The sequence below is a fragment of the Bradyrhizobium sp. 41S5 genome (genome assembly GCF_011516665.3).
In the GTDB taxonomy this organism is placed as follows: Bacteria; Pseudomonadota; Alphaproteobacteria; order Rhizobiales; family Xanthobacteraceae; genus Bradyrhizobium; species Bradyrhizobium quebecense.
Window position 1 is genome coordinate 2,920,827 of sequence record NZ_CP083721.1, and the last position, 18,931, is coordinate 2,939,757.

At 64.0% G+C, this 18,931-nt stretch carries 16 protein-coding genes; 5 read left to right on the forward strand and 11 right to left on the reverse strand.

Going from position 1 to position 18,931, the window contains the following annotated elements; translation table 11 throughout:
- Positions 1–32 precede the first annotated feature (32 nt).
- From HAP47_RS13690 to HAP47_RS13715, 6 genes are all read right to left on the reverse strand, one after another.
- Positions 33–1,067: an ABC transporter ATP-binding protein gene (locus tag HAP47_RS13690; RefSeq protein ID WP_173637795.1), complete on the reverse strand. Its 1,035-nt coding sequence runs from the start codon at positions 1,065–1,067 to the stop codon at positions 33–35.
- A complete protein-coding gene (locus HAP47_RS13695; RefSeq protein ID WP_173637794.1) occupies positions 1,060–2,040 on the reverse strand; it encodes an ABC transporter ATP-binding protein in 981 nt (326 codons plus the stop codon). Before HAP47_RS13695 ends, HAP47_RS13690 begins: the two co-directional genes overlap by 8 nt.
- Positions 2,037–2,858 carry an ABC transporter permease gene (locus tag HAP47_RS13700; protein ID WP_173637793.1) on the reverse strand — a complete coding sequence of 274 codons (822 nt, stop codon included), beginning with the start codon at positions 2,856–2,858 and terminating at the stop codon, positions 2,037–2,039. Before HAP47_RS13700 ends, HAP47_RS13695 begins: the two co-directional genes overlap by 4 nt.
- 67 nt (positions 2,859–2,925) lie before the next feature.
- Positions 2,926–3,861, reverse strand: coding sequence for an ABC transporter permease (locus tag HAP47_RS13705; protein ID WP_173637792.1), 936 nt, complete (start codon positions 3,859–3,861; stop codon positions 2,926–2,928).
- Positions 3,862–3,921: 60 nt separating this feature from the next.
- Complete coding sequence (locus HAP47_RS13710) at positions 3,922–5,511, reverse strand: ABC transporter substrate-binding protein (RefSeq protein WP_173637791.1); 1,590 nt, start codon at positions 5,509–5,511, stop codon at positions 3,922–3,924.
- A 478-nt stretch (positions 5,512–5,989) separates the two neighbouring features.
- Complete coding sequence (locus HAP47_RS13715) at positions 5,990–6,784, reverse strand: class II aldolase/adducin family protein (protein ID WP_173637790.1); 795 nt, start codon at positions 6,782–6,784, stop codon at positions 5,990–5,992.
- Positions 6,785–6,972: 188 nt separating this feature from the next.
- On the opposite strand from HAP47_RS13715, the gene HAP47_RS13720 reads away from it, so the two are divergent.
- Positions 6,973–8,469 carry a M81 family metallopeptidase gene (locus HAP47_RS13720; RefSeq protein ID WP_173637789.1) on the forward strand — a complete coding sequence of 499 codons (1,497 nt, stop codon included), beginning with the start codon at positions 6,973–6,975 and terminating at the stop codon, positions 8,467–8,469.
- On the forward strand, positions 8,466–9,476 hold the full coding sequence (locus HAP47_RS13725; protein WP_173637788.1) for a glutathione S-transferase N-terminal domain-containing protein: 1,011 nt from the start codon (positions 8,466–8,468) through the stop codon (positions 9,474–9,476). The genes HAP47_RS13720 and HAP47_RS13725 overlap by 4 nt, the downstream gene beginning before the upstream one ends.
- A gap of 39 nt (positions 9,477–9,515) precedes the next feature.
- Here HAP47_RS13725 and HAP47_RS13730 read toward each other — a convergent pair whose 3' ends face one another.
- From HAP47_RS13730 to HAP47_RS13750, 5 genes are all read right to left on the reverse strand, one after another.
- Complete coding sequence (locus tag HAP47_RS13730; protein ID WP_173640509.1) at positions 9,516–10,145, reverse strand: 2-hydroxychromene-2-carboxylate isomerase; 630 nt, start codon at positions 10,143–10,145, stop codon at positions 9,516–9,518.
- Between the two features lie 482 nt (positions 10,146–10,627).
- Positions 10,628–12,571, reverse strand: coding sequence for a flavin-containing monooxygenase (locus tag HAP47_RS13735; protein WP_173637787.1), 1,944 nt, complete (start codon positions 12,569–12,571; stop codon positions 10,628–10,630).
- An 8-nt stretch (positions 12,572–12,579) separates the two neighbouring features.
- The gene (locus HAP47_RS13740; RefSeq protein ID WP_173637786.1) at positions 12,580–13,353 is read right to left on the reverse strand and encodes an SDR family NAD(P)-dependent oxidoreductase; all 774 of its coding nucleotides are present in this window, start codon (positions 13,351–13,353) and stop codon (positions 12,580–12,582) included.
- Positions 13,350–13,994 (reverse strand): TetR/AcrR family transcriptional regulator, encoded by a 645-nt coding sequence (locus HAP47_RS13745; protein WP_173637785.1) that lies wholly within the window; start codon positions 13,992–13,994, stop codon positions 13,350–13,352. The genes HAP47_RS13740 and HAP47_RS13745 overlap by 4 nt, the downstream gene beginning before the upstream one ends.
- A complete protein-coding gene (locus HAP47_RS13750) occupies positions 13,991–15,487 on the reverse strand; it encodes an AMP-binding protein (RefSeq protein WP_173637784.1) in 1,497 nt (498 codons plus the stop codon). The genes HAP47_RS13745 and HAP47_RS13750 overlap by 4 nt, the downstream gene beginning before the upstream one ends.
- A 169-nt stretch (positions 15,488–15,656) precedes the next feature.
- Here HAP47_RS13750 and HAP47_RS13755 point away from each other — a divergent pair, with 169 nt between their 5' ends.
- From HAP47_RS13755 to HAP47_RS13765, 3 genes are all read left to right on the forward strand, one after another.
- Complete coding sequence (locus HAP47_RS13755) at positions 15,657–16,916, forward strand: ABC transporter substrate-binding protein (RefSeq protein WP_173637783.1); 1,260 nt, start codon at positions 15,657–15,659, stop codon at positions 16,914–16,916.
- 96 nt (positions 16,917–17,012) lie between these two features.
- Positions 17,013–17,915, forward strand: a complete 903-nt coding sequence (locus tag HAP47_RS13760) for a branched-chain amino acid ABC transporter permease (protein ID WP_092125855.1) — start codon at positions 17,013–17,015, stop codon at positions 17,913–17,915.
- On the forward strand, positions 17,912–18,931 hold the full coding sequence (locus HAP47_RS13765) for a branched-chain amino acid ABC transporter permease (protein ID WP_173637782.1): 1,020 nt from the start codon (positions 17,912–17,914) through the stop codon (positions 18,929–18,931). The genes HAP47_RS13760 and HAP47_RS13765 overlap by 4 nt, the downstream gene beginning before the upstream one ends.

Genomic DNA, 18,931 nt, shown 5'->3' on the forward strand with positions numbered 1-18,931 from the left:
GGCTATTAGGCAACCTGCGGATCGCCGACGCGTCAGGGATGTCCGCTCTCGGCCGCGGCCCGTGCCTGACTGGCAATCTCGTCAGCTCGCCAGCACCGAACCGCGTGCCCGTCCGGGCGTGTTTGAAGCGAAGGCCCGGGCTCGCGCTGGCACACCGCTTCGGCGTAGCGACAGCGTGGACTGAATGCACATCCGTCCAGCGGATTGAGCGGATTGGGAAGCTCGCCCCTTGTCGTCGCGAGCGGTGCGCGGCGTAGCGGATCGGGAATCGCGGCGATCAGGGTCTGCGTATACGGGTGGGCCGGCCGCTCGAAGATTTCGCGCCAGCCGCCTGTCTCCACAATGCGGCCGAGATACATGACCGCGACCCTGTCGCTCATGTGCTCGACCACTCCCAGGTCGTGGCTGATCATGATGTAGGAGAGGCCGAGACTCTCCTTCAATTCCAGCAGCAGATTGATAATCTGGGCACGGATCGAGACATCGAGCGCCGAGACCGGTTCGTCGCAGATGACGATCTTGGGATTGAGGATCAGCGCGCGGGCGATGCCGATGCGCTGGCGCTGGCCACCCGAGAATTCATGCGGGTAGCGGCCGGCCTGCTCGGGCCGCAGGCCGACATGTTTGAGCATCACCGCAATGCGTTCGTCGATCTCGCTCTGAGCCGTCACGCCATGCAGCCGCAGCGGGTCTTCAAGCGTGCGGCGAACGGTCTGGCGTGGATTGAGCGAGGCGTAGGGATCCTGAAACACCATTTGGGCGGTACGGGCCAAAAGCTTTCGATCGACCGATCGCTGGCCGGTCACAACGTGTCCGTCGAGCACGATCCTGCCTCGCGTCGGCGTCAGCAGCCCGAGCAGCGAAAGTGCGACGGTCGACTTGCCGCAACCGGATTCGCCGACGAGACCGAGGCATTCGCCGCGCTTCAGTTCGAGATCGATGCCGTCGACCGCGCGCAGCAGCCGCTGACCACCGCCCAGCAAGCCGCCGCCGAGCGGAAAATGAACCGCGAGATCCTCCACGCTGAGGATGACGTCATCGCCGGGCCTCGCCGCGGGTTCATGCATGGTGGTGGCACTTGACGAGTCCGCCCGCACCGAGCCATGTCGTCTCCGGTGCGGTGGTCCGACAGATCTCGGTCGCCTGCGAACAACGCGGATTGAAGCGGCAGCCGGCTGGAAAGTCCGCGATCGCCGGTACCACGCCGGCGATCTCGCGGAGCCGCGACCGGCCGAGTGCTGCGCGGCTCCCCAGCCGCGGCAGCGAATCGACCAGGCCCTGCGTGTAGGGATGCGCGCAGGCGCGGAAGATGTCGTTCGAGCCGCGTTCCTCGACAATACGCCCGGCATACATGACGCCGACGCGGCGGCAGACGTTGGCGACCAGGCCCAGATCGTGGCTGATCATCAGGATCGCCGTGCCCCGCTCGGCGCACAGATTGCGCATCAGCTCGATGATTTCCGCCTGCACCGTCACGTCGAGCGCGGTGGTCGGCTCGTCGGCGATCAGAAGGTCCGGATCGCATGCCAGTGCGATGGCAATCATCACGCGTTGGCGCATGCCGCCCGAAAGCTGGTGCGGATAATCCTTCACCCGCCGCTCCGGTGCCGGGACGCGCACGTTCGCCAGCGCCTCGACGGCCAGCTGGTTTGCCTCGCGCCAGCTCTTGCCCTTGTGCAGTACGAACATCTCCGCGATCTGCCGGCCCACGGGCGACACCGGATTGAGCGCCGTCATCGGCTCCTGGAAGATCATGGCGATGCGGTTGCCGCGCAGCGCCCGCTGCTCGGCCGTGGAAAGTCCCTGAATCTCGCGGCCCTCGAAACGTATCGCGCCGGCGGCGACCGAGAGCGGCCGCCGCAGCAGGCCGATCAAGGCGAGGGCCGTGATGCTCTTGCCGCAGCCGGACTCGCCGACGAGGCCGAATGTCTCGCCGCGATCGATGCGGAATGAAACGCCCTCGACCGCCGCAACATGATTGGCGCCGTCATGGAGATCGATGCGTAAATCCTCGACTTCGATCAGCGGAGCGGCCGTCATGCGCGCCGGCTCCGCGACTGTGGATCCAGCACGTCACGCAAGCCATCGCCCAGCAGGTTGAGGCCGAGCACCGTCAGGAAGATGGCGAGGCCCGGAAAGACCGACAGCCATGGCGCCGTGGTGATCTGGTCGCGCGCCTCCGACAGCATGCTGCCCCAGCTCGGATAGGGTGGACGGATGCCGAGGCCGAGGAACGAAAGCGAAGCTTCTGCCAGTACCGCCCCGCCCATGCCGAGCGTGCCGATGACAATGATGGGGCCGACCATGTTCGGCAGCAGCTGCGTGATCATGATGCGCAAATCTCCATAGCCGAGCACGCGCGCAGCCTGCACATAGCCCTGGCTCTTGAGCGACAGCGTCGAGGCGCGTGCGATCCGGCAGGTGAAAGACCAATTGGTCAATCCGAGTGCGATCAGGAGGCTGGTCAGGCCGGGGCCGAGCACCGCCATGATGGCGAGTGCGAAGATCAGAGAGGGGATGGCGAGCATGACATTGGTCAGCCCGTTGACTACATCGTCCCACCAGCCGCCCCAATAGCCCGCGGTCAGGCCCAGCGTCACGCCGATGACGCTATTGACGAGCTGCGAGACGATGCCGACCGTCAGCGAGATGCGCGCGCCGTGCACGACGCGGGAATAGATATCGCGGCCCTGCGCATCGGTGCCGAACCACCAGATCCAGCTCGGCGGTTCCTCCGCATTCATGAGGTTGGCGCCCATGACCGGGTCTGTTTGTGCAAGCCAGGGCGCGAACAGGCCGACGAAGATCGCAAGCGCGAATAGCAAGCCGCCGATGATCGCGCTGGTTCCAAGCTTCATCGCGGCCGCTCCACCGTGGCAGGCGCGACGGTCGACCGTGCGCTGACGTGATGAGACTGGCCGCCGCTCATGCGTATCTGATCCTGGGATCGATCACGCCGTAGAGCAGGTCGACCAGTGTATTGACGGCGAGGAAGAACAGCACCACCACGAGAATGGTGCCTTGCACGGCGGGAATGTCGCGCTGCAGGACGCTGTCGACCAGCAGCGAGCCGATGCCCGGCCAGGAGAACAATTTCTCGACGACGACCGCTTGGCCCATCACGACGCCGAATTGCAGGCCGATCGCCGTGAGAATGATGACGAGAGCATTGCGCACCACGTGCCACGTCACGACCCGGGTTTCGCTCATGCCCTTCGAACGCGCCGTCCGGACAAAGTCCGCCGTCATGATCTCGAGCACGGCTGCCCGCGTTGTCCGCGCCAGCAGCGCCATCGGCGAGACACCGAGGGTCACGGCAGGCAGGAGCAGATATTTCAGGCTGCCATCGCCATAGCCGAAACTCGGCAGCCAGCCGAGCTTCAATGCAAACAGATACATCAGCAAAAGCCCGAGCCAGAATTTGGCCATCGAGAGGCCGGACACCGCCAGGACCATCGAGAGCGTGTCGACGATGCTGCCCGGCTTCAGCGCGGCGATGAAACCGAGGGGGACGCCAACCGCAATGGCAAACGCCAGCGCTGCGAAGATCAGCTGCAGCGTTGGCCACATCCGCTTGGCGACCATGGTCGTGACCGGTTCGCGGGTCCGGAACGAGGTCCCGAAATCACCTGTCGTGAGCTTGGCGACATAGGAGCCGAAACGCACGTAAACGGGATCGTCGAGGCCGAGCTGCTTTTTCATGCGTTCGACGACCTGCGGGTCCGTCGGGCCCCGGCCGTCGTCGCCCATGCTCGACACGATGCTGCCCGGAACGACGCTGAACAGCACGAAGATCACCAGCACGACAGCCAGCACGGTCGGAATGGTTTGCAGGACTCGACGGATCGCGAAGGAGAGCATTGGACGTTTTCCTCATTCCCTCCATCATTTGACACGACGGAGGGAGAGCGATGGCTCCTGTCACTTCGCCGGCGAGGTGTCGGCGACCCAGAGGTCCTCGACGTTTTGATGGGTCAGTTCCGTCGCGTCCAGCTGGATTCCCTTGAGCCAGGGCTGCACCGCCATGACGGCCTTGTTGTAGTTGAAGAACCAGATCGGCGCTTCGTCCTGGAGCAGCGCATTGGCCTTTTGCAGCAGCTGGACGCGCTTTGCGGCGTCGTCGGTCTGGCCGGCTGCATCGATCATCTTGTCGAAGTCCGCGTTCTTGAAGGTCGTGTAGTTGCAGGCCGATTGCGGCGTCGCCGAATGGAAGCATTTGAGCGCTGCCTGCGGATCCGGGCCGGTCGCCTGGGAATAAATGAAGGCCTGGAAGTCGCCCTTGCGAATGACCTCCGCCAGCACCGCGGTCTCGATCTGCTTGACCTTCACCTTGATGCCCACCTTGTCCAGCATCGGGATCGCGGCTTCGACGATCGGCAAGCCCCAGCTTTCGTTCTGACTGGTGGTCCATTCGAATTCAAAGCCGTTAGGATAGCCCGCGTCCGCAAGCAATTGCTTCGCCTTCGCCGGATCGTAAGGGTAGGGCTTCATGGCCTTGTGGTATGCCGGCGAGGTCAAAGGCAGCCAGCTCGTGGCGCGATAGGCTTTGCCCTTGACCAGCTTGCTGATGATCAGATCGGCATCGATCGCGTAGTTGACGGCCTGCCGGACCCGCTTGTCGGAGAACGGCTTGAACGCGGGATTCATCCCCATATAGCGGGTGAAGACCTCGGCGACCTCGACGATGGTGCCCTTGAGGTTGGGGTCGGCCTGATAGGCGACATACTGCGCGGGCCCAAGCACCGAGGTGTCGATCTCCTTGTTGCGGAAGGCGACATCGCGGGCCGCGGCTTCGCCCATCAGCGATATGACGAGCTTGTCGGCGTACGGCTTGCCGGGCTTGTAGAACCGGTCCCAGCGTTCAAGCACGATGCGCGATCCCGGCACGTGCTCGACGAATTTGAATGGACCAAGACCGATCGGCTTCTGGAGGAAGCTCTCCTTGCCGCCTTCGTCGGCCGGATAGATCGAGGTCAACGCGGTGAAGAAATAGAAGGCGGGATCGACTTTCTCGGTCAGCTTCATTTCGAGGGTGAAGTCGTCGATCTGCTTCAAGCCCGAGATTTCCTTGGCTTGGCCCTTCTCGACCTCGGCCGCGCCCTCGATCAAGCGGACAAAGCGCGCGCCGGGATAGGCCTTGGTGCCGTCCATGATGCGATTGTAGGACCAGATGATGTCGGCGGCCGTCATCCTTCGGCCGTTGTGGAAATAGGCATCGTCGCGCAGTTTGAAGGTATGAACGAGGCCGCCGCCCGAGACGGTGACCTCCTTGGCAAGTTCCAGCACCGGCTTGCCCTCGGTCGAGTCCCAGATGTAGAGCGAGCGGTGCAGAGCCTTGGCGTAGATCTCGTCCTGGGCGCGCGGTGTCGTGTGGATGTCCATGCTGGTGAAGCTGGAACCATAGGGGGCCGTCATGCGAATGGTCCCGCCCTTGCGCGGTGTCTGGGCCTCCGCCGTGGCGGCGAGTGCGAGCCCGAGGCCAACCGCGATCGCAATCAACTTGAACTTCATGCTTCCCCCAACGATGCAGGAACATTCCGATCAGCGAGTTGACCATCGGCAGCACGTCAAGCGCAAGGTCCTCAAGTCGCGTCGATGGCGACCGGCACCAAATAATTTGTGTCGCCGCGATGCGTCGGGCAGGATTATGGAAACGCCGCCGGTGCTGCGGGCGCTTGCGGACATGATTTGACCGCGCCAGGACCTTGGTTGCAACTTGCGCGAGCATGTAAGCGATTGCGATCGAACGGATTTCGGCTTCCGTCGCGAAATTGCGAAGCCAGGGTTCCGGACCGCATGATCTGGCAACGAACCAAGCCTCGGACGATTCGTGTCGCGAGAAACCCAGAGCTCAACAACGCGAATGAAGGTTTTCATCGCACGCACCTGCCGTCTCGCCGACGGCTAGCATCGGCGATGTCACGGCAAAATGTGCGCTCAAATAGCGGGCAAGCGACACCCAAAGTTGATAGGAAGACGCGATTTCGTCTCAGTCACGGTACGACGGATCGGTGCGATCGAGCTTTCGGAGCAGCGCCGGCCAGGCGAGTTCGCCGTTGCGCGCGGCGCGGCCGGGCTTGGGCAGCATCCGCTCATAGGTGTCTTCGAGGATGTTTTGCGGCGGATAGGTCAGCTTGGTGTTGCAGGACAGCGCCATCACCTGGGTCTGGCAGGCGCGCTCGAGCCGGAACAGCACGTTGAAGGCGGCGGGCACCGTGCGGCCGACGACCAAGAGGCCATGATTGCGCAGGATCATCGCCTCGTTGTCGCCGAGGTCGCGGACCAGCCGCTCACGCTCGTCGACATTGTCGGCGATGCCTTCGAAGTCGTGATAGGCGATGTGCAGGAAGCGCATCGAGGTCTGCGCCAGCGGCAGCAGGCCGCATTCCATCGCGGAGACCGCCATGCCGGCCGGGGTGTGGGTGTGCGCGACGCAGTCCATGTCGTGCTTGGCCATGTGGATGGCGCTGTGAATGACGAAGCCGGCGACGTTGACGTCGTAGTCGGTGGCGTTGAGCAGCGTGTTGCCCTCGACATCGACCTTGATCAGGCTGGAGGCGTCGATCTCCTCATACAGCATGCCGTAGGCATTGATCAGGAACTGGTCGGTGGTGCCGGGCACGCGGCAGGAGATGTGGTTTGCGATCATCTCGGTCATGCCGTACATCGCCGTCAGCCGATAGCAGGCGGCGAGATCGACACGGGCCTGCCACTCCTCGGCGCTCACCTGCTCGCGAACGGATTTCACGACCTTGATCGCGGGCGAGCTGACGGGGGGATTCATGGCGTTCTCTCCTTGAAAAGGTCTGCGAGGCCGGGCCTCGATCGTTGGCGTGGAACATAGCAGAATCCGCGTGACGGCAAGCTCTCCCGCGTCTGCTTATTTGCAGGGCTGGCGGGCAAAAACCGAATGCACCATTGGCGCGCCGCGCCTTCGATGTCAGGATGCGGAAAACAGTCGGGGCGCACACAATGAGCGAACGCAAGATTCGTATCGCCGTCCTGCATTTTTCTCACGAAACCGTCTCGTTCCTGCCGAACGAAACCACGCTCGACGACTTCATCTATCCGGGCTCGCCGGCCACGGGCGAGGCGCTGCTGCAGTTCGATCCCAAGAACTATATGGGCGGCTTCGTGCAGGTGGCGCGCGAATTCTCCGAGGTCGAACTGGTCGGCATCGAATCCCCGCTCTGGCCGAAGACCTACACCGGGTCGGGCTGGATCACCCAGGAAGCTTACCGGACCTTCACCGGCAGGATGATTGCCGGGCTCAAGGAAGACGGGCCGTTCGACGGCGTCTATCTGTGCCTGCATGGCGCGATGGCCGTGCGCGACGTGCCGCGGCCTGAGGCCGATCTGGCGCGGCAGGTCCGCGAGGTGGTCGGCCGCTCCGCCTTCATCGCCGCGACCTTCGACCCTCACGGCAATGAGGACGAGGCGTTCCTCGAACAGGCCGACATGGCGTTCGCCGTCAAATACTTCCCGCATTATGACGCGCATCTGCAGGGCGAACGGGCGGCGCGCACGCTGGTGCGCGCGATCCGCGGCGACTACAGACCGGCGCACAAGACCATCAAGGTTCCCGTGATCTCGTCTACCGTGCTGCAATGGACCGGCGCGCGTCCGTGGATGGACCTCGTGCAGCGCGCGCTGGTGTGGGAGGCCCGCGAGGTCGACGTTTACGTCAACATCTTCTTTGGCTTCCCGTTCGCCGATGTTCCCGACGTCGGCATGACCGTGCAGGTCCTGACCAACGACAACCCAAAGCTCGCCGAGCAGGTCGCGCGCGATCTCGCCGGCACGATCTGGCGGCTGCGCGAGGCGCTGCTGCAATCGACCCGGCTGCGCAGCATTGCCGAGGGCGTTGCGCTGGCCAAGCAGGCCGTCGCCGATGGCAACACGCCGGTGGTGCTGGCTGATCACAGCGACCGGTCGGGGTCGGCGACCTGGCTGCTGCGCGAGATCATCGCGCAGGACCTCGCCAACACGGTGATCGCGACCGTTGCCGACGCCAGGGCAACGGCAAGCCTGAAGGCGGCCGGCGCCAAGGCCGGCGATGCCTTCGACATGGAGATCGGCGGCCGTGCCGACGAGTCGGCGGGCGATCCGGTTCGCATTCAGGGCACGATCTCGGCGGCGGCCGAGGGGTACGGGCAGTTCTGGGTCTGCGTGCGCTTCGGCTGCAACAATGTGCTGATCCTCTCCACCTATCTGGTGCAGATCATGGAGCCGTTCTCGCTGAAAGCGCTGGTGCCTGACATCGGTGGATTCGAGGTCATGGCGATCAAGTCGCGGGTGCATTTCCGGCGCGGCTTCGACGACAACGGCTTTGCCAAGACGATCCTGCTGGTCGAGCCTGACGAGCCTTTCCTTGGCACGACGCAGCTGGACAAGCTGCCCTACAAGAACGTCGATCTTGCGCAGTTCTATCCGTACGGCAATCCGGCGTTTTCGGAGGAGGCGTCATGACGGAAGGCCGCTACCGCCTGATCGGCTCGACCGCATCACCCTATGCGATCAAGTTGCGGGCGCTGATGCGCTACCGGCGGATTCCGCACGACTGGGTCATCATGACCAAGGCGTTGCGCCTGGCGACCGCGCATCTGAAGCCGATGCTGATTCCGGTGCTGCAATATCCCGACGGCAGCTATCGCGGCGAGACCACGACGCTGGCCTACGATCTGGAAGCGCGTCACCAGGGGCATTCGGTGATCCCGGAGGACAAGGCTGCAGCCTTCATCTGCGATCTGCTCGAGGACCTCGCCGACGAATGGGCAGTGAAGCCCTTGTTTCTCTATCGCTGGTGGGACCCCGAGGACCAAATCTACGTCTCGCGCTGGGCCGGCGAGGAATGGTCGACGTCGGAAGCCGCGGCCGGCAGCCGCGCGGAGATCGAGGAATTCCGGCGGCGGCAGATTTCGCGTATGGTCATTCTCGGCGCCACCGACGAGAACCGGCCGCTGCTGGAGGAGAGCTATCGCCGGACGCTTGCGGCGTTCGAGCCGCATGTCGGCATGGCGAACTACCTGTTCGGCAGCCGGCCGTCACTGGCGGATTTCGCCTGGTTCGGCCAGCTCAGCGAGATGGCGACCGATCCGACCCCGATGCGGATCATGCGCGAGCGCGCGCCGTTCACCGATCACTGGGTGCGGCGGCTCGACGATGCCTCCGGTGTGGAGGGCGAATGGTATCCGCGCGAGCAGGCGCTCGGCGGGTTCGCCGAAGCGCTGCTGCAAATAGCGGGCGAACTCTATCTGCCGTTCCTTGCCGCTAACGCGGATGCATTCGCCGAAGGCCTCGCGCGCCTTGAGATCAACGTCTGGGGACTGCCTTACGCGCAGGCGCCGTTCAAATATCAGGTCAAGTGCCTGCAGCAGCTGCGCGAGAAATTTGCCGCGCTCGATGCCGGAGATCGGGCGGCGTTGAAGCCCGTGCTGGAACGCACGGGATGCTGGGCGATCCTGAATGGAGGCTGATCGATCAGGGACGGCTACCAGATTTAGAACGGCGAGAGCTTAGGCCCGGTGCCTGGTCCCGAGCGCGACCGCGACCGATTCCGGATGCCTGATCCGCTCGATCAGCATGTCGATGCGGTCGCCACCCCAGAACAGCTCGCCGTTGAACACCATGCTGGGCACCCCGAACACGCCGAGCGCTTCGGCCTCGTCGATGATGCGATCGTGTTCTGCGCGGGCAGGGCCGCGAACGTAGGCCTCGAAGGCCTCAGTGGAACCGCCGATCGCGGAAATCACGCCGGCGATCTCCGACAACTCGTCGATCTCCAGATCGTGGTTCCAGAACCTCCGGAACACCGTGTCATGATAGGGCCGGAACAGCCCATGGCGTTGCGCGAACAGCATTCCGGCGCTGGAGTAGAAGGCGTCGTAGATCCGGCGCGGGCCCTTCACGGTCAATCCCTGCGCATTGGCGAACCGCCGCGCATCCATGTAGGAGTAGCGCACCTTGCGCCAGAAATGCGGCGTGCGCGCCTCGACCGTGCCCATGAACTCGGGAATGCGAAGCGTGTAGGGCAGCCATTCCAGCTCGACGCCAAAGGTTTCCTCGAGCTCGAACAGCCGCTTGTTGGCGACATAGGCGTAGGGCGACTTGTAGTCTGTGTAGATGCGTACGCGCGGCTTTTCGATCATCGTTCCTGACCCTGTCGGGACAATTGTTCCCGATCCCACGCGGTGACGCAATGCGGTGCCACGAGGGAGAGATGGCGCGCAAACGAATGGGCCCCGGTGCATTCAAGCATCGCGGGGCCCTGCTGCTTCGTTTTAGCGAAGGATCTCTGGTGTAGACCAGTGGTGTTTCGGGACCTAAAAGCGCTTGGCCTTTGCGCTCTCGTCCTGCGGATATGTTCAGATTGTCGGCAGCGCACGCGGCTAGCAGCTGCTGTTCGCCTCAACGTGCACCGAGACCTTGCCGCTGAGCAAGGTCGCTGGCTTTCGCCGGTGGCGTCATGCTCCTCTCCAAGGGTGGGCCGACGGACCTCTGTCCGCTTCTCTGCCTGGCGGCCGATTCCAAAATCGTCCGTCAATTCCTGCGACGCGGGGAGCAGGCGCTCCCGCACCCCAACAGGTGCAGTAGCGAAATGCTGCGGCAGATATGGCCTGCTGTCAAGTTAACGAGCGGGGTATTTCAGGTCAGGTTTCCTGTCGCGCTTGGTCGTTCGATACCGGGTGAAGTCCGGATCGTGCGTCATTTTCCAATAGTCGACGAACCGCCACGGCATCGCCGAGAATACCCGGCCGCTTCTGTTGCGGTAGTAGGTCGTCATGCCCGGATGGGTCCAGATCAGCTGCTCATGCTCGGCATCGACGTTGCGGATGTATTCGTCATGCGCGTCAGGATGCACGTCGATCGCGGCGATATCGTTCTCGATCATCTCGACGAGGCAGGCGGAGATGTAGCGGCTCTGGCATTCCGACTGGAAGATCACGCTGCCGCCATGCGCGGGCCCCGAGTTGGGGCCGAGCATCAGGAACAGATTGGGGAAGTCAGGTACGGTGAGGCCGAGATACGCGGTCGGATTGTCGTCGCGCCACGCCTGCTTGAGGTTCTTGCCGTCGCGGCCGGTGATGTTGAGACGCGCCGCCATCTCGGAGACCTTGAAGCCGGTCGAGATCACGATGACGTCGTGCCGCCGGGATTTGCCGTCGGCTGTGACGATTCCGTCTGCAGCGAAATGGTCGATCGTGTCGGTGACCAGCTCGACATTCGGCATGGTGAGCGTCTTGAACCAGTTGTTGTCGAGCAGGATGCGCTTGCCGTAAGGCGGATAGGTCGGCATGCACTTCTCGATCAAATCAGGGCGGTCCTTCAGCTCGGAGAGGATGAAGTCGGCCAGTTCCTGGCGATGCCGGTCGTTGCCCTTGTTGACGGCGCGGTCCGGATGCGGCCACGCCGGATCCTTGCGGAGGAACGGCAGCAGGCCGTCTCCGTAACGCCAGAACATGTTGAAGCGGTACCACTGCACATAGAACGGCAGATGTGCCAGCAGCCACTGCGCGCCTTCGGTGATCGGGTCGGAATAGCCCTTCACCGGCCGCGCCCACTGCGCAGTGCGCTGGTAGACGGTGACCGAGGCGACGCGGTCGGCGATCGACGGCACCAGTTGCATCGCGGTCGCGCCGGTGCCGATGACGGCGACATGCTTGCCGTCGAGTTTGATATCGTCGGACCACAACGCCGAATGAACCTTTTGGCCGGTGAAATCCTCGTCTCCGTTGAACGAGGCAGGCGAGGGATCGTTGAGTTGCCCGATCGCGCTGACCAGCGCGGTGGACTCGAATTTCTCTTCGCCGCTCGCCGTCTTCAGCGTCGAGACCCAGCGGCGTTTGCCTTCGTCCCAGCGCGAAGCGACGAGCTCGGTCGAGAGGCGGACGTGCTGGCGGATGCCGTATTCACGCACGACCTTGAGCAGGTAGTCGAGCAGTTCCTGGCGCTGCGCGAAATAGCGGGTCCACGGATTGCGGGGGCCGAACGAGAAGGAATAGGAGTGGTTCGGCGTATCGACGCCGCAGCCGGGATAGCGGTTGACGTACCAGGTGCCGCCGATCTCGTCCTGTTTCTCGACGATCGTGTAGGGAATGCCGAGCCGCCCGAGCGCAACGCCAAGCGCGATCGCGCAGACCCCGGCGCCGACGATCAGCACGTGCTGCTGCGCAAGCCTCGCATCGGACGGGCGCTCGCGCCAGCGCGCATCGCGGGGAACGAATCCCATCTCTTCCCGCATTAACGGGGAATACTCCGGCGGGACGTTCTCGCCGAGCGTCGCACGCATCATCCGCAACATCAGCTCATCGCCGGGATCGGTGATGACGGGTCTCGGCGTTCCGTTCGTGAACAGGTTCAGCACGGCTGCGCAGATCTCGTTCTGGATCTCCTTCGGTACGCCGGCGTCTGGATCGGGTATCAGGCGGACGTCGCGCTTCGGCTTGTAGGGCGGCTCGAGCCACTTCTCGTCGCCGGTCATGTGCACCAGCACCATCAGCAGCACGCGGATGTCGCCCTCGGCGATGGCGGAGGACAGATCGAGGTGTTGGCGCGAAAGCTCGATATTCATGTGTTGCCTCAGCTGGCCGGTGCGCCCGGCAGGCCGCCATAGGCGGCCCAGGTGGTGCCCACGATGTAGCCGGCGTCGACCGGCAGGTTGATGCCGGTCACGCCGCTGCTCTGCGGCGAGAGCAGCCAGGCGATCGCCTGCGCCACTTCGATCGGCTCGACCAGCCGGTTCATTGCGGTCGGTCGGGCGAGCAGCTCCTTGTTCAAGGCGCCTGACGCAATACCGGCTTCGAGCGCCACCGTGCGGGTGAAGCCGGGCGACACCGCGTTGACGCGCACGCCGGAACGGCCCCATTCGGCGGCGAGCGTCTGCGTGATCTGGATGACGCCGGCCTTCGCCGCGGTATAGGCGTGGATCGGGCCCGACGTCATGCCGGCCACCGAGGCGACATTGACGATCGCGCCATGCCGCCGCTTCGCCATTCCGATGCCGACGGTGCGCGCGACCAGGAAGGTGCCGCGCAGGTCGATATTGACCTCGCGGTCCCATTGCTCCATCCGCACCCGCTCGATCGTGTGCATCTTGCCGAACACGCCGGCCGCGTTGACAAGGCCGGTGATCGGGCCGTGCGCTTTCTCGATATCGGCGACCCCGGTGACGACGGCGCTTTCGCTTGCGACGTCGAACGGCGCCGGCCAGAGGATGGCGGCTGTTCCGACCAGCGGCTCAGGCGCGATGTCGACGATGACGACGCGATGGCCCTGATCGGCAAGCAGGGTTGCGGTCGCCGCGCCGATGCCGCGGCTGCCGCCGGTGACGAGGATGGTGCCGTCGGCGCTCATGATTTTCTTCCCTTGTCGCTCGTGCTGAACAGGCCGCGCGTGACCAGCTTCTGGTAGGCCGTGATGACATAGTCGGGCACGGCGGTGACGCCTTGCTCGGAGTAGGAATAGCGGCGGCTGAGATAGCCGCGCGCACCCATCAAGACCTGGACGATGGCCTCGAACTCCTCGTCGCTGAAGGTGTTGGTGGCGCCCGCGGCTCGCGCGCGCTGGAGGATCCGGACATAGGCGCTCGAGATGTTGTCGAAGTGCTTCTGGTAGCCGATCGGCGCGAAGAACTCGGCCTCGTTGAGGATGCGGAGAAACTCGGGCACCTCGCGGATGAAATCGAAAAAGGCGCTGAAGCGCTCGACCTCCTGCCATGCTTCGTTGGCGGTGCCGGTGCGCGCATGGATGAAGCGGACCATATCGAGGCCGATCTTCGGCAGCAGCTGGTCGAGCAGCTCCTGACGGTTCTCGAAATGATTGTAGAACGTGCCCTGCGCCACACCGGCGGCTTCGGTGATGCGCGCAACGGAGGCTTCGGCATAGCCGTATTTGCCGACGACCTTGGTCGCAGCATCGAAGATCTTCTGCTTGGTCCAGGCGTTGCGCTCGACCCGGTTGAGTTTTGTCACTTTGGCGGATGTCGCTTGCGTCATGCGGTGGCCTCGAGTTCGGCGCGGAGCAGGCGTTTGAGCACTTTGCCGGATGGATTGCGCGGCAGGCTGTCGCGGATGATCAACTGCCGCGGCACTTTGAAGCCGGCGAGCCGAGCGCGGCAGAAATCGGTGAGGTCGGGCAGATCGAGCTTGGCGTCGCCGTCCAGCACAACGACGGCGACCGGCTTCTCGCCCCAGCGGTCGTCCGGCAGGCCGATCACCGCGACCTCGCGCACCCCGCGCATCTCGTAGATGACACGCTCGACCTCGGAGGAGGCGATGTTCTCGCCGCCGGAGATGATCATGTCTTTCTTGCGATCGGTCAGATAGAGGAAGCCGTCGTCGTCGAGATAGCCGACGTCGCCGGTGCGGAACCAGTCGCCGAAGAAGGCGGATGCCGTCTTCTCCGGATCCTTCCAGTAGCCCCGCGTGACCTTCGGGCCGCGCAGGCAGATCTCGCCGTTCTGGCCGGCGGGCAAGCGCTTGCCGGCATCGTCGCGGATCTCGATCTCGACATGGGCGATGGCGCGGCCGGTCGAGCCGATCTTCTCGATCTCGCAGCCCGCCTCCATGAACGTATCGCCGCCGCAGCTTTCGGTCAGGCCGTAGGCATCGATGTAGCGCGCATTCCCAAAATAGTCGGAGAAGGCCCGGATGCGAACCTCCGGCGTCTTCTCGCCGCCGCCGATCGCCCATCGCAGGCTGGAGACATCGTATCGCGCGCGGTTCGGGCAGGTGAGGAGGGCCGTGGTCATGACCGGCGCAAACCATGCCGCGTTCAGCTTCTCGCGCTCGATCGCGGCCAGCGCCGGTTCGGGCTCGAAGCTGCGATGAATGCACAGCATGCCGCCGTGCCAGAGCACGGCGATGCCGGGCAGGTCGAGCGCGCCGACGTGATAGAGCGGCCCGACGACGAGCAGCCGCGTATCGGCGTTCAGCCCGAGCACCACGGTCTGGTCGGCGGATTTCCAGTAGATGTTCTCGTAAGTGAGCATCACCCCCTTGGGGCGATCCGTCGTGCCCGAGGTGTACATCAACCGCATCAGGTCGCGCGGCTGGCGGACATGGATCGGCGCCGGCGCAATGTCCGGCGCAAGATTGGTGACGCTGGACTGCGCGACTTCACCCAGCAGCACCACCCGCGCGCCACCGGTTGCTATCGCAGCAAATTCCTCGTCGGCGACGAGCAGGTGCGCGCCGGAATTGCCGACGATATAGCCGACTTCAGCGGCCGACAGGCGATAATTGATCGGCAGGAACACCGCGCCGATATGGCTGGTCGCGAACACCAGTTCGAGAAAGGCCGTGCTGTTCTTCATCAGGACGGCGACGACATCGCCGGGCGCGATTCCGCGTGTCGCGAGCCAGTTGCCGACCTGCCGGATCCGCAGATCGAAATCTGCATAGGAGACGTCTTCGCCGCGATATTTCAGCGCACAGCGGTCCGGAGTCCGCCTGGCATGAAATGCGATGAAGCTGGAAAGATTGATCATTTGCCGTCCGTCGGGCCGATTCCGGCGCCATTTTCTCCCTTAATGAATTATGAGTCGTAATTCATCTTCGGCTTGACGTCACCCCCCTCGCTCTGAAAACATTGCGGCCATGGAGACGAAACGATCTCCGACAGGGATTTGGGAACGCGAATCCGACAGGGAGGGGAATATGACGAGGACCCGGAAACCGGGCATCAGCCGGCGCTCGACGCTTGCGCTGATGGGCGCCGGTGCGGTGAGCTTTGCTGCGCCATGGGTGGCGCGCGCACAGGCCAAGACCATCAAGATCGGCATGCCGACCATTCTGTCGGGTCGCGTCGCGCAACTCGGCACGTCCTCGCGCAACGCGGTGATGCTGGAAGTCGAGAAGGTCAATGCCGCCGGCGGCCTCGCCGGGCGGCAGATCGAGATGGTGATCCGCGACTCCAAGGGACAGCCGCAGGAAGCCGCGCGGATCGCGCGCGAGCTCGTCAACACCGACGGCTGCGAGATGCTGCTCGATGGCGAGGCATCGTCTGGATCGTTCGCGGTTCACGAGGTGGCGCGCGATCTCGGCGTGCTCTGCATCCACACCTGCTCGGAAGCGTCGTCGCTGACCGCCGATCCCAAGCAGCATATTCCGAACGCCTTCCGCTGCGTGCGGCAGGGCATTCATGACTCGATCGTCGGCGCCGGCTACGCGGCCGGGATCGCCAAGGCCAAGGGCCTGAAGAAATGGGCGACCTGTTCGCCCGACTATGCCTATGGCCGCGATACCACCGGCGAATTCGTGCTGTACCTCAAGAAATTCGCGCCCGATGTCGAGATCATCAGCGAATCCTGGCCGAAACTGTTCCAGCCCGATTACACCGAGGTGGTGACCAAGATCCTGCAGGCCAAGCCGCAGGCGCTCTATTCCTGCCTGTGGGGTGGCGATCTCACCTCCTACATCGATCAGGCCAACATCTACGCGATGTTCACGCAGATGGAGGTGTTCGCGGTCAACATGGCCGACTACACTGCGCTGACGGTGGTGAAGAACCTGCCCAAGGGTATCCACTCGGGCGACCGTTACATCAAGACATTCCCGCCGACGCCGGAGAATGCAGCCTGGGGCGATGCCTACAAGGCGAAGTACAACGAGTACCCGACCAACTGGTCCTGGCAGAACGCGACGGCGGTCATGTTCCTCAACGAGGCCGTCAAGAAGGCGAACTCGACCGACGGCAAGAAGGTCGCGGAGGCCCTCACCGGGCTCACCATCAAATGCCCGTTCGGTGCCGACGGCACCGTGACCATGCGCGCCGACGACCACACGCTGGTCGGCTACGCGATCGGCTGGGGCACCACGATCCCGCAGGAGCCCTACGTGCCCGACGTCAAGGCCGGGGACTGGAAGACCATCTTCGAGCTCGAAGCCGAGTGGAAGAAGAGCAAGGGCTACACCTGATCCGCATGCGGGGTGGAGGTGGTGACCGGCTGCCTCCGCCTTCCGTCTGATGCTTGTCGCGCGCCGGCGTTGCGGCCGCCGTAATGGATGATTCTCGTGGACCTCGACGCGCTCGCCAGTTGCCTCACCAGTCCCGCCTGTCTGGTGACGCAGACCACCAGCGGCCTGATCATCGGCATGCTGCTGTTTCTCGTCGCCGTCGGGCTGACCCTGATCTTCGGCGTGCTCAAGGTGGTCAATTTCAGCCATGGCGCCTTCTATATGTTCGGCGCCTATTTCGCGATGACGGCCTACCAGCTCACCGGCAGCTTTGCGCTGGCGATCCTGAGCGGAGCCGTCGGCACCGCGCTCCTCGGCCTGATCTTCGAACGCGCGTTCATGAGCCGGGTCTACGGCCGCGACGTCCTGATGCAGCTTTTGGTCTGCTACGCCTTCGTGCTGATCTTCGACGACGTCGTCCGCATGATCTGGGGACCTGAATTCAGGTCGATGGGCATGCCGGCCGCATTCCAGGTGCCGCCACTATTCATCGCCGGCGGCGTGGTGCCGCCATATTATCTGCTGCTGATCGGGGTGGCGCTCGTCGCCGCGGTGGTTCTCGGGTTAGGACTGGCGCGTTCCAGGATCGGCAAGGTGATCCGTGCCGCCGCGCACAATCCCGGGATGGTGTCGGCGCTCGGCATCAACACCGGGCTGATCTATGGCGGCGTGTTCGCGCTCGGCGGCATGCTGGCGGGACTGGCGGGAGCGCTGGCCGCGCCGGTGCGCTCGCTGACGCCGGGCATGGGTTTCTCGGTCTTGATCGAGTCCTTCATCGTCACCGTCATCGGCGGCATGGGCTCGATCCTGGGGGCGCTGATCGGCGCGCTCCTGATCGGCCTGATCCGCTCGTTCGGATCGCTCGGCTTCCCGCTGTTCACCGAGGGGCTGATGTATCTCTTCATGGTGATCGTGCTGGTGTCGCGTCCGACCGGCCTGTTCGGCAAGGAGGTGGCATGACCGAGTTGCAGGCCGGGCAGGGCGCACAGCCCCTCAATGTACCCCGGGTCGACGCCAGGCCGCAGCGCTATCGCGACGTGCTGGTCGCGCTCGCAGCTTTTGTCCTGCTCGCGCTGCTGCCGGTCTTGTTCGGCAGCAAGCAACTGCTCGACTTCGTGATCCGCTGTGCGGCCTACGGTCTATTCGCGACGTCGCTCAACCTCCTGATCGGTTACACCGGCCTGATCTCGTTCGGGCACGGCATGTTCTTCGGCCTCGGCGCCTACGGCTTCGGCCTCATGATGCAGAAGACCGGTGTGCCGATTCCCGTTGCCTTCGTCGCCACGCTGGCGATGACCTTCGTCGTCGCCGCTGTCATCGGCGCGATCTGCGTGCGGCTGAAGGAGATCTATTTCGCCTTCGTCACGCTGGCGTTCCAGATGCTGATCCACTCGACGATCCTGTCGTGGCAATCGCTAACCGGTGGCGACCAGGGCCTGCGCGGCGGCATTCCGCGGCCGCCGTTCCTCGGCATCGACCTGTCGAACCATCTGCATCTCTACATCACGAGCTGCGCGCTGCTGGTGATCGGGCTGCTCCTGATGCGCCAGATCGCGCAGTCGCCGTTCGGCTACACGCTGCGCATGATCCGCGACAACGCCACGCGGGCGAGCTTCATCGGGATCGACGTCTGGCGCGCGAAGCTGACAATCTTCGTGCTGGCGGCGCTGTTCGCGGCGACCGGCGGCATCATCATGGCGCTGTTCGTCTCCGGCGCCTATCCCGAATTCGCCTACTGGACGATCTCGGGCGAGGGCATCTTCATCAACATGCTCGGCGGCGTGACCACCTTCCTCGGGCCGATGGTCGGGACGGTGCTGCTGCTGATCCTCAACGACACCGTCACGCGCCTGACCGAGTATCACGGCATCGTGCTCGGCATCGTGATCCTGTTCTTTGCCATCGGCCTGCGAAAAGGCCTGATGGACTTCGTCGTCGAATGGTTCGGCCATCGACGTGGTGAAGGGCGTGGTTAG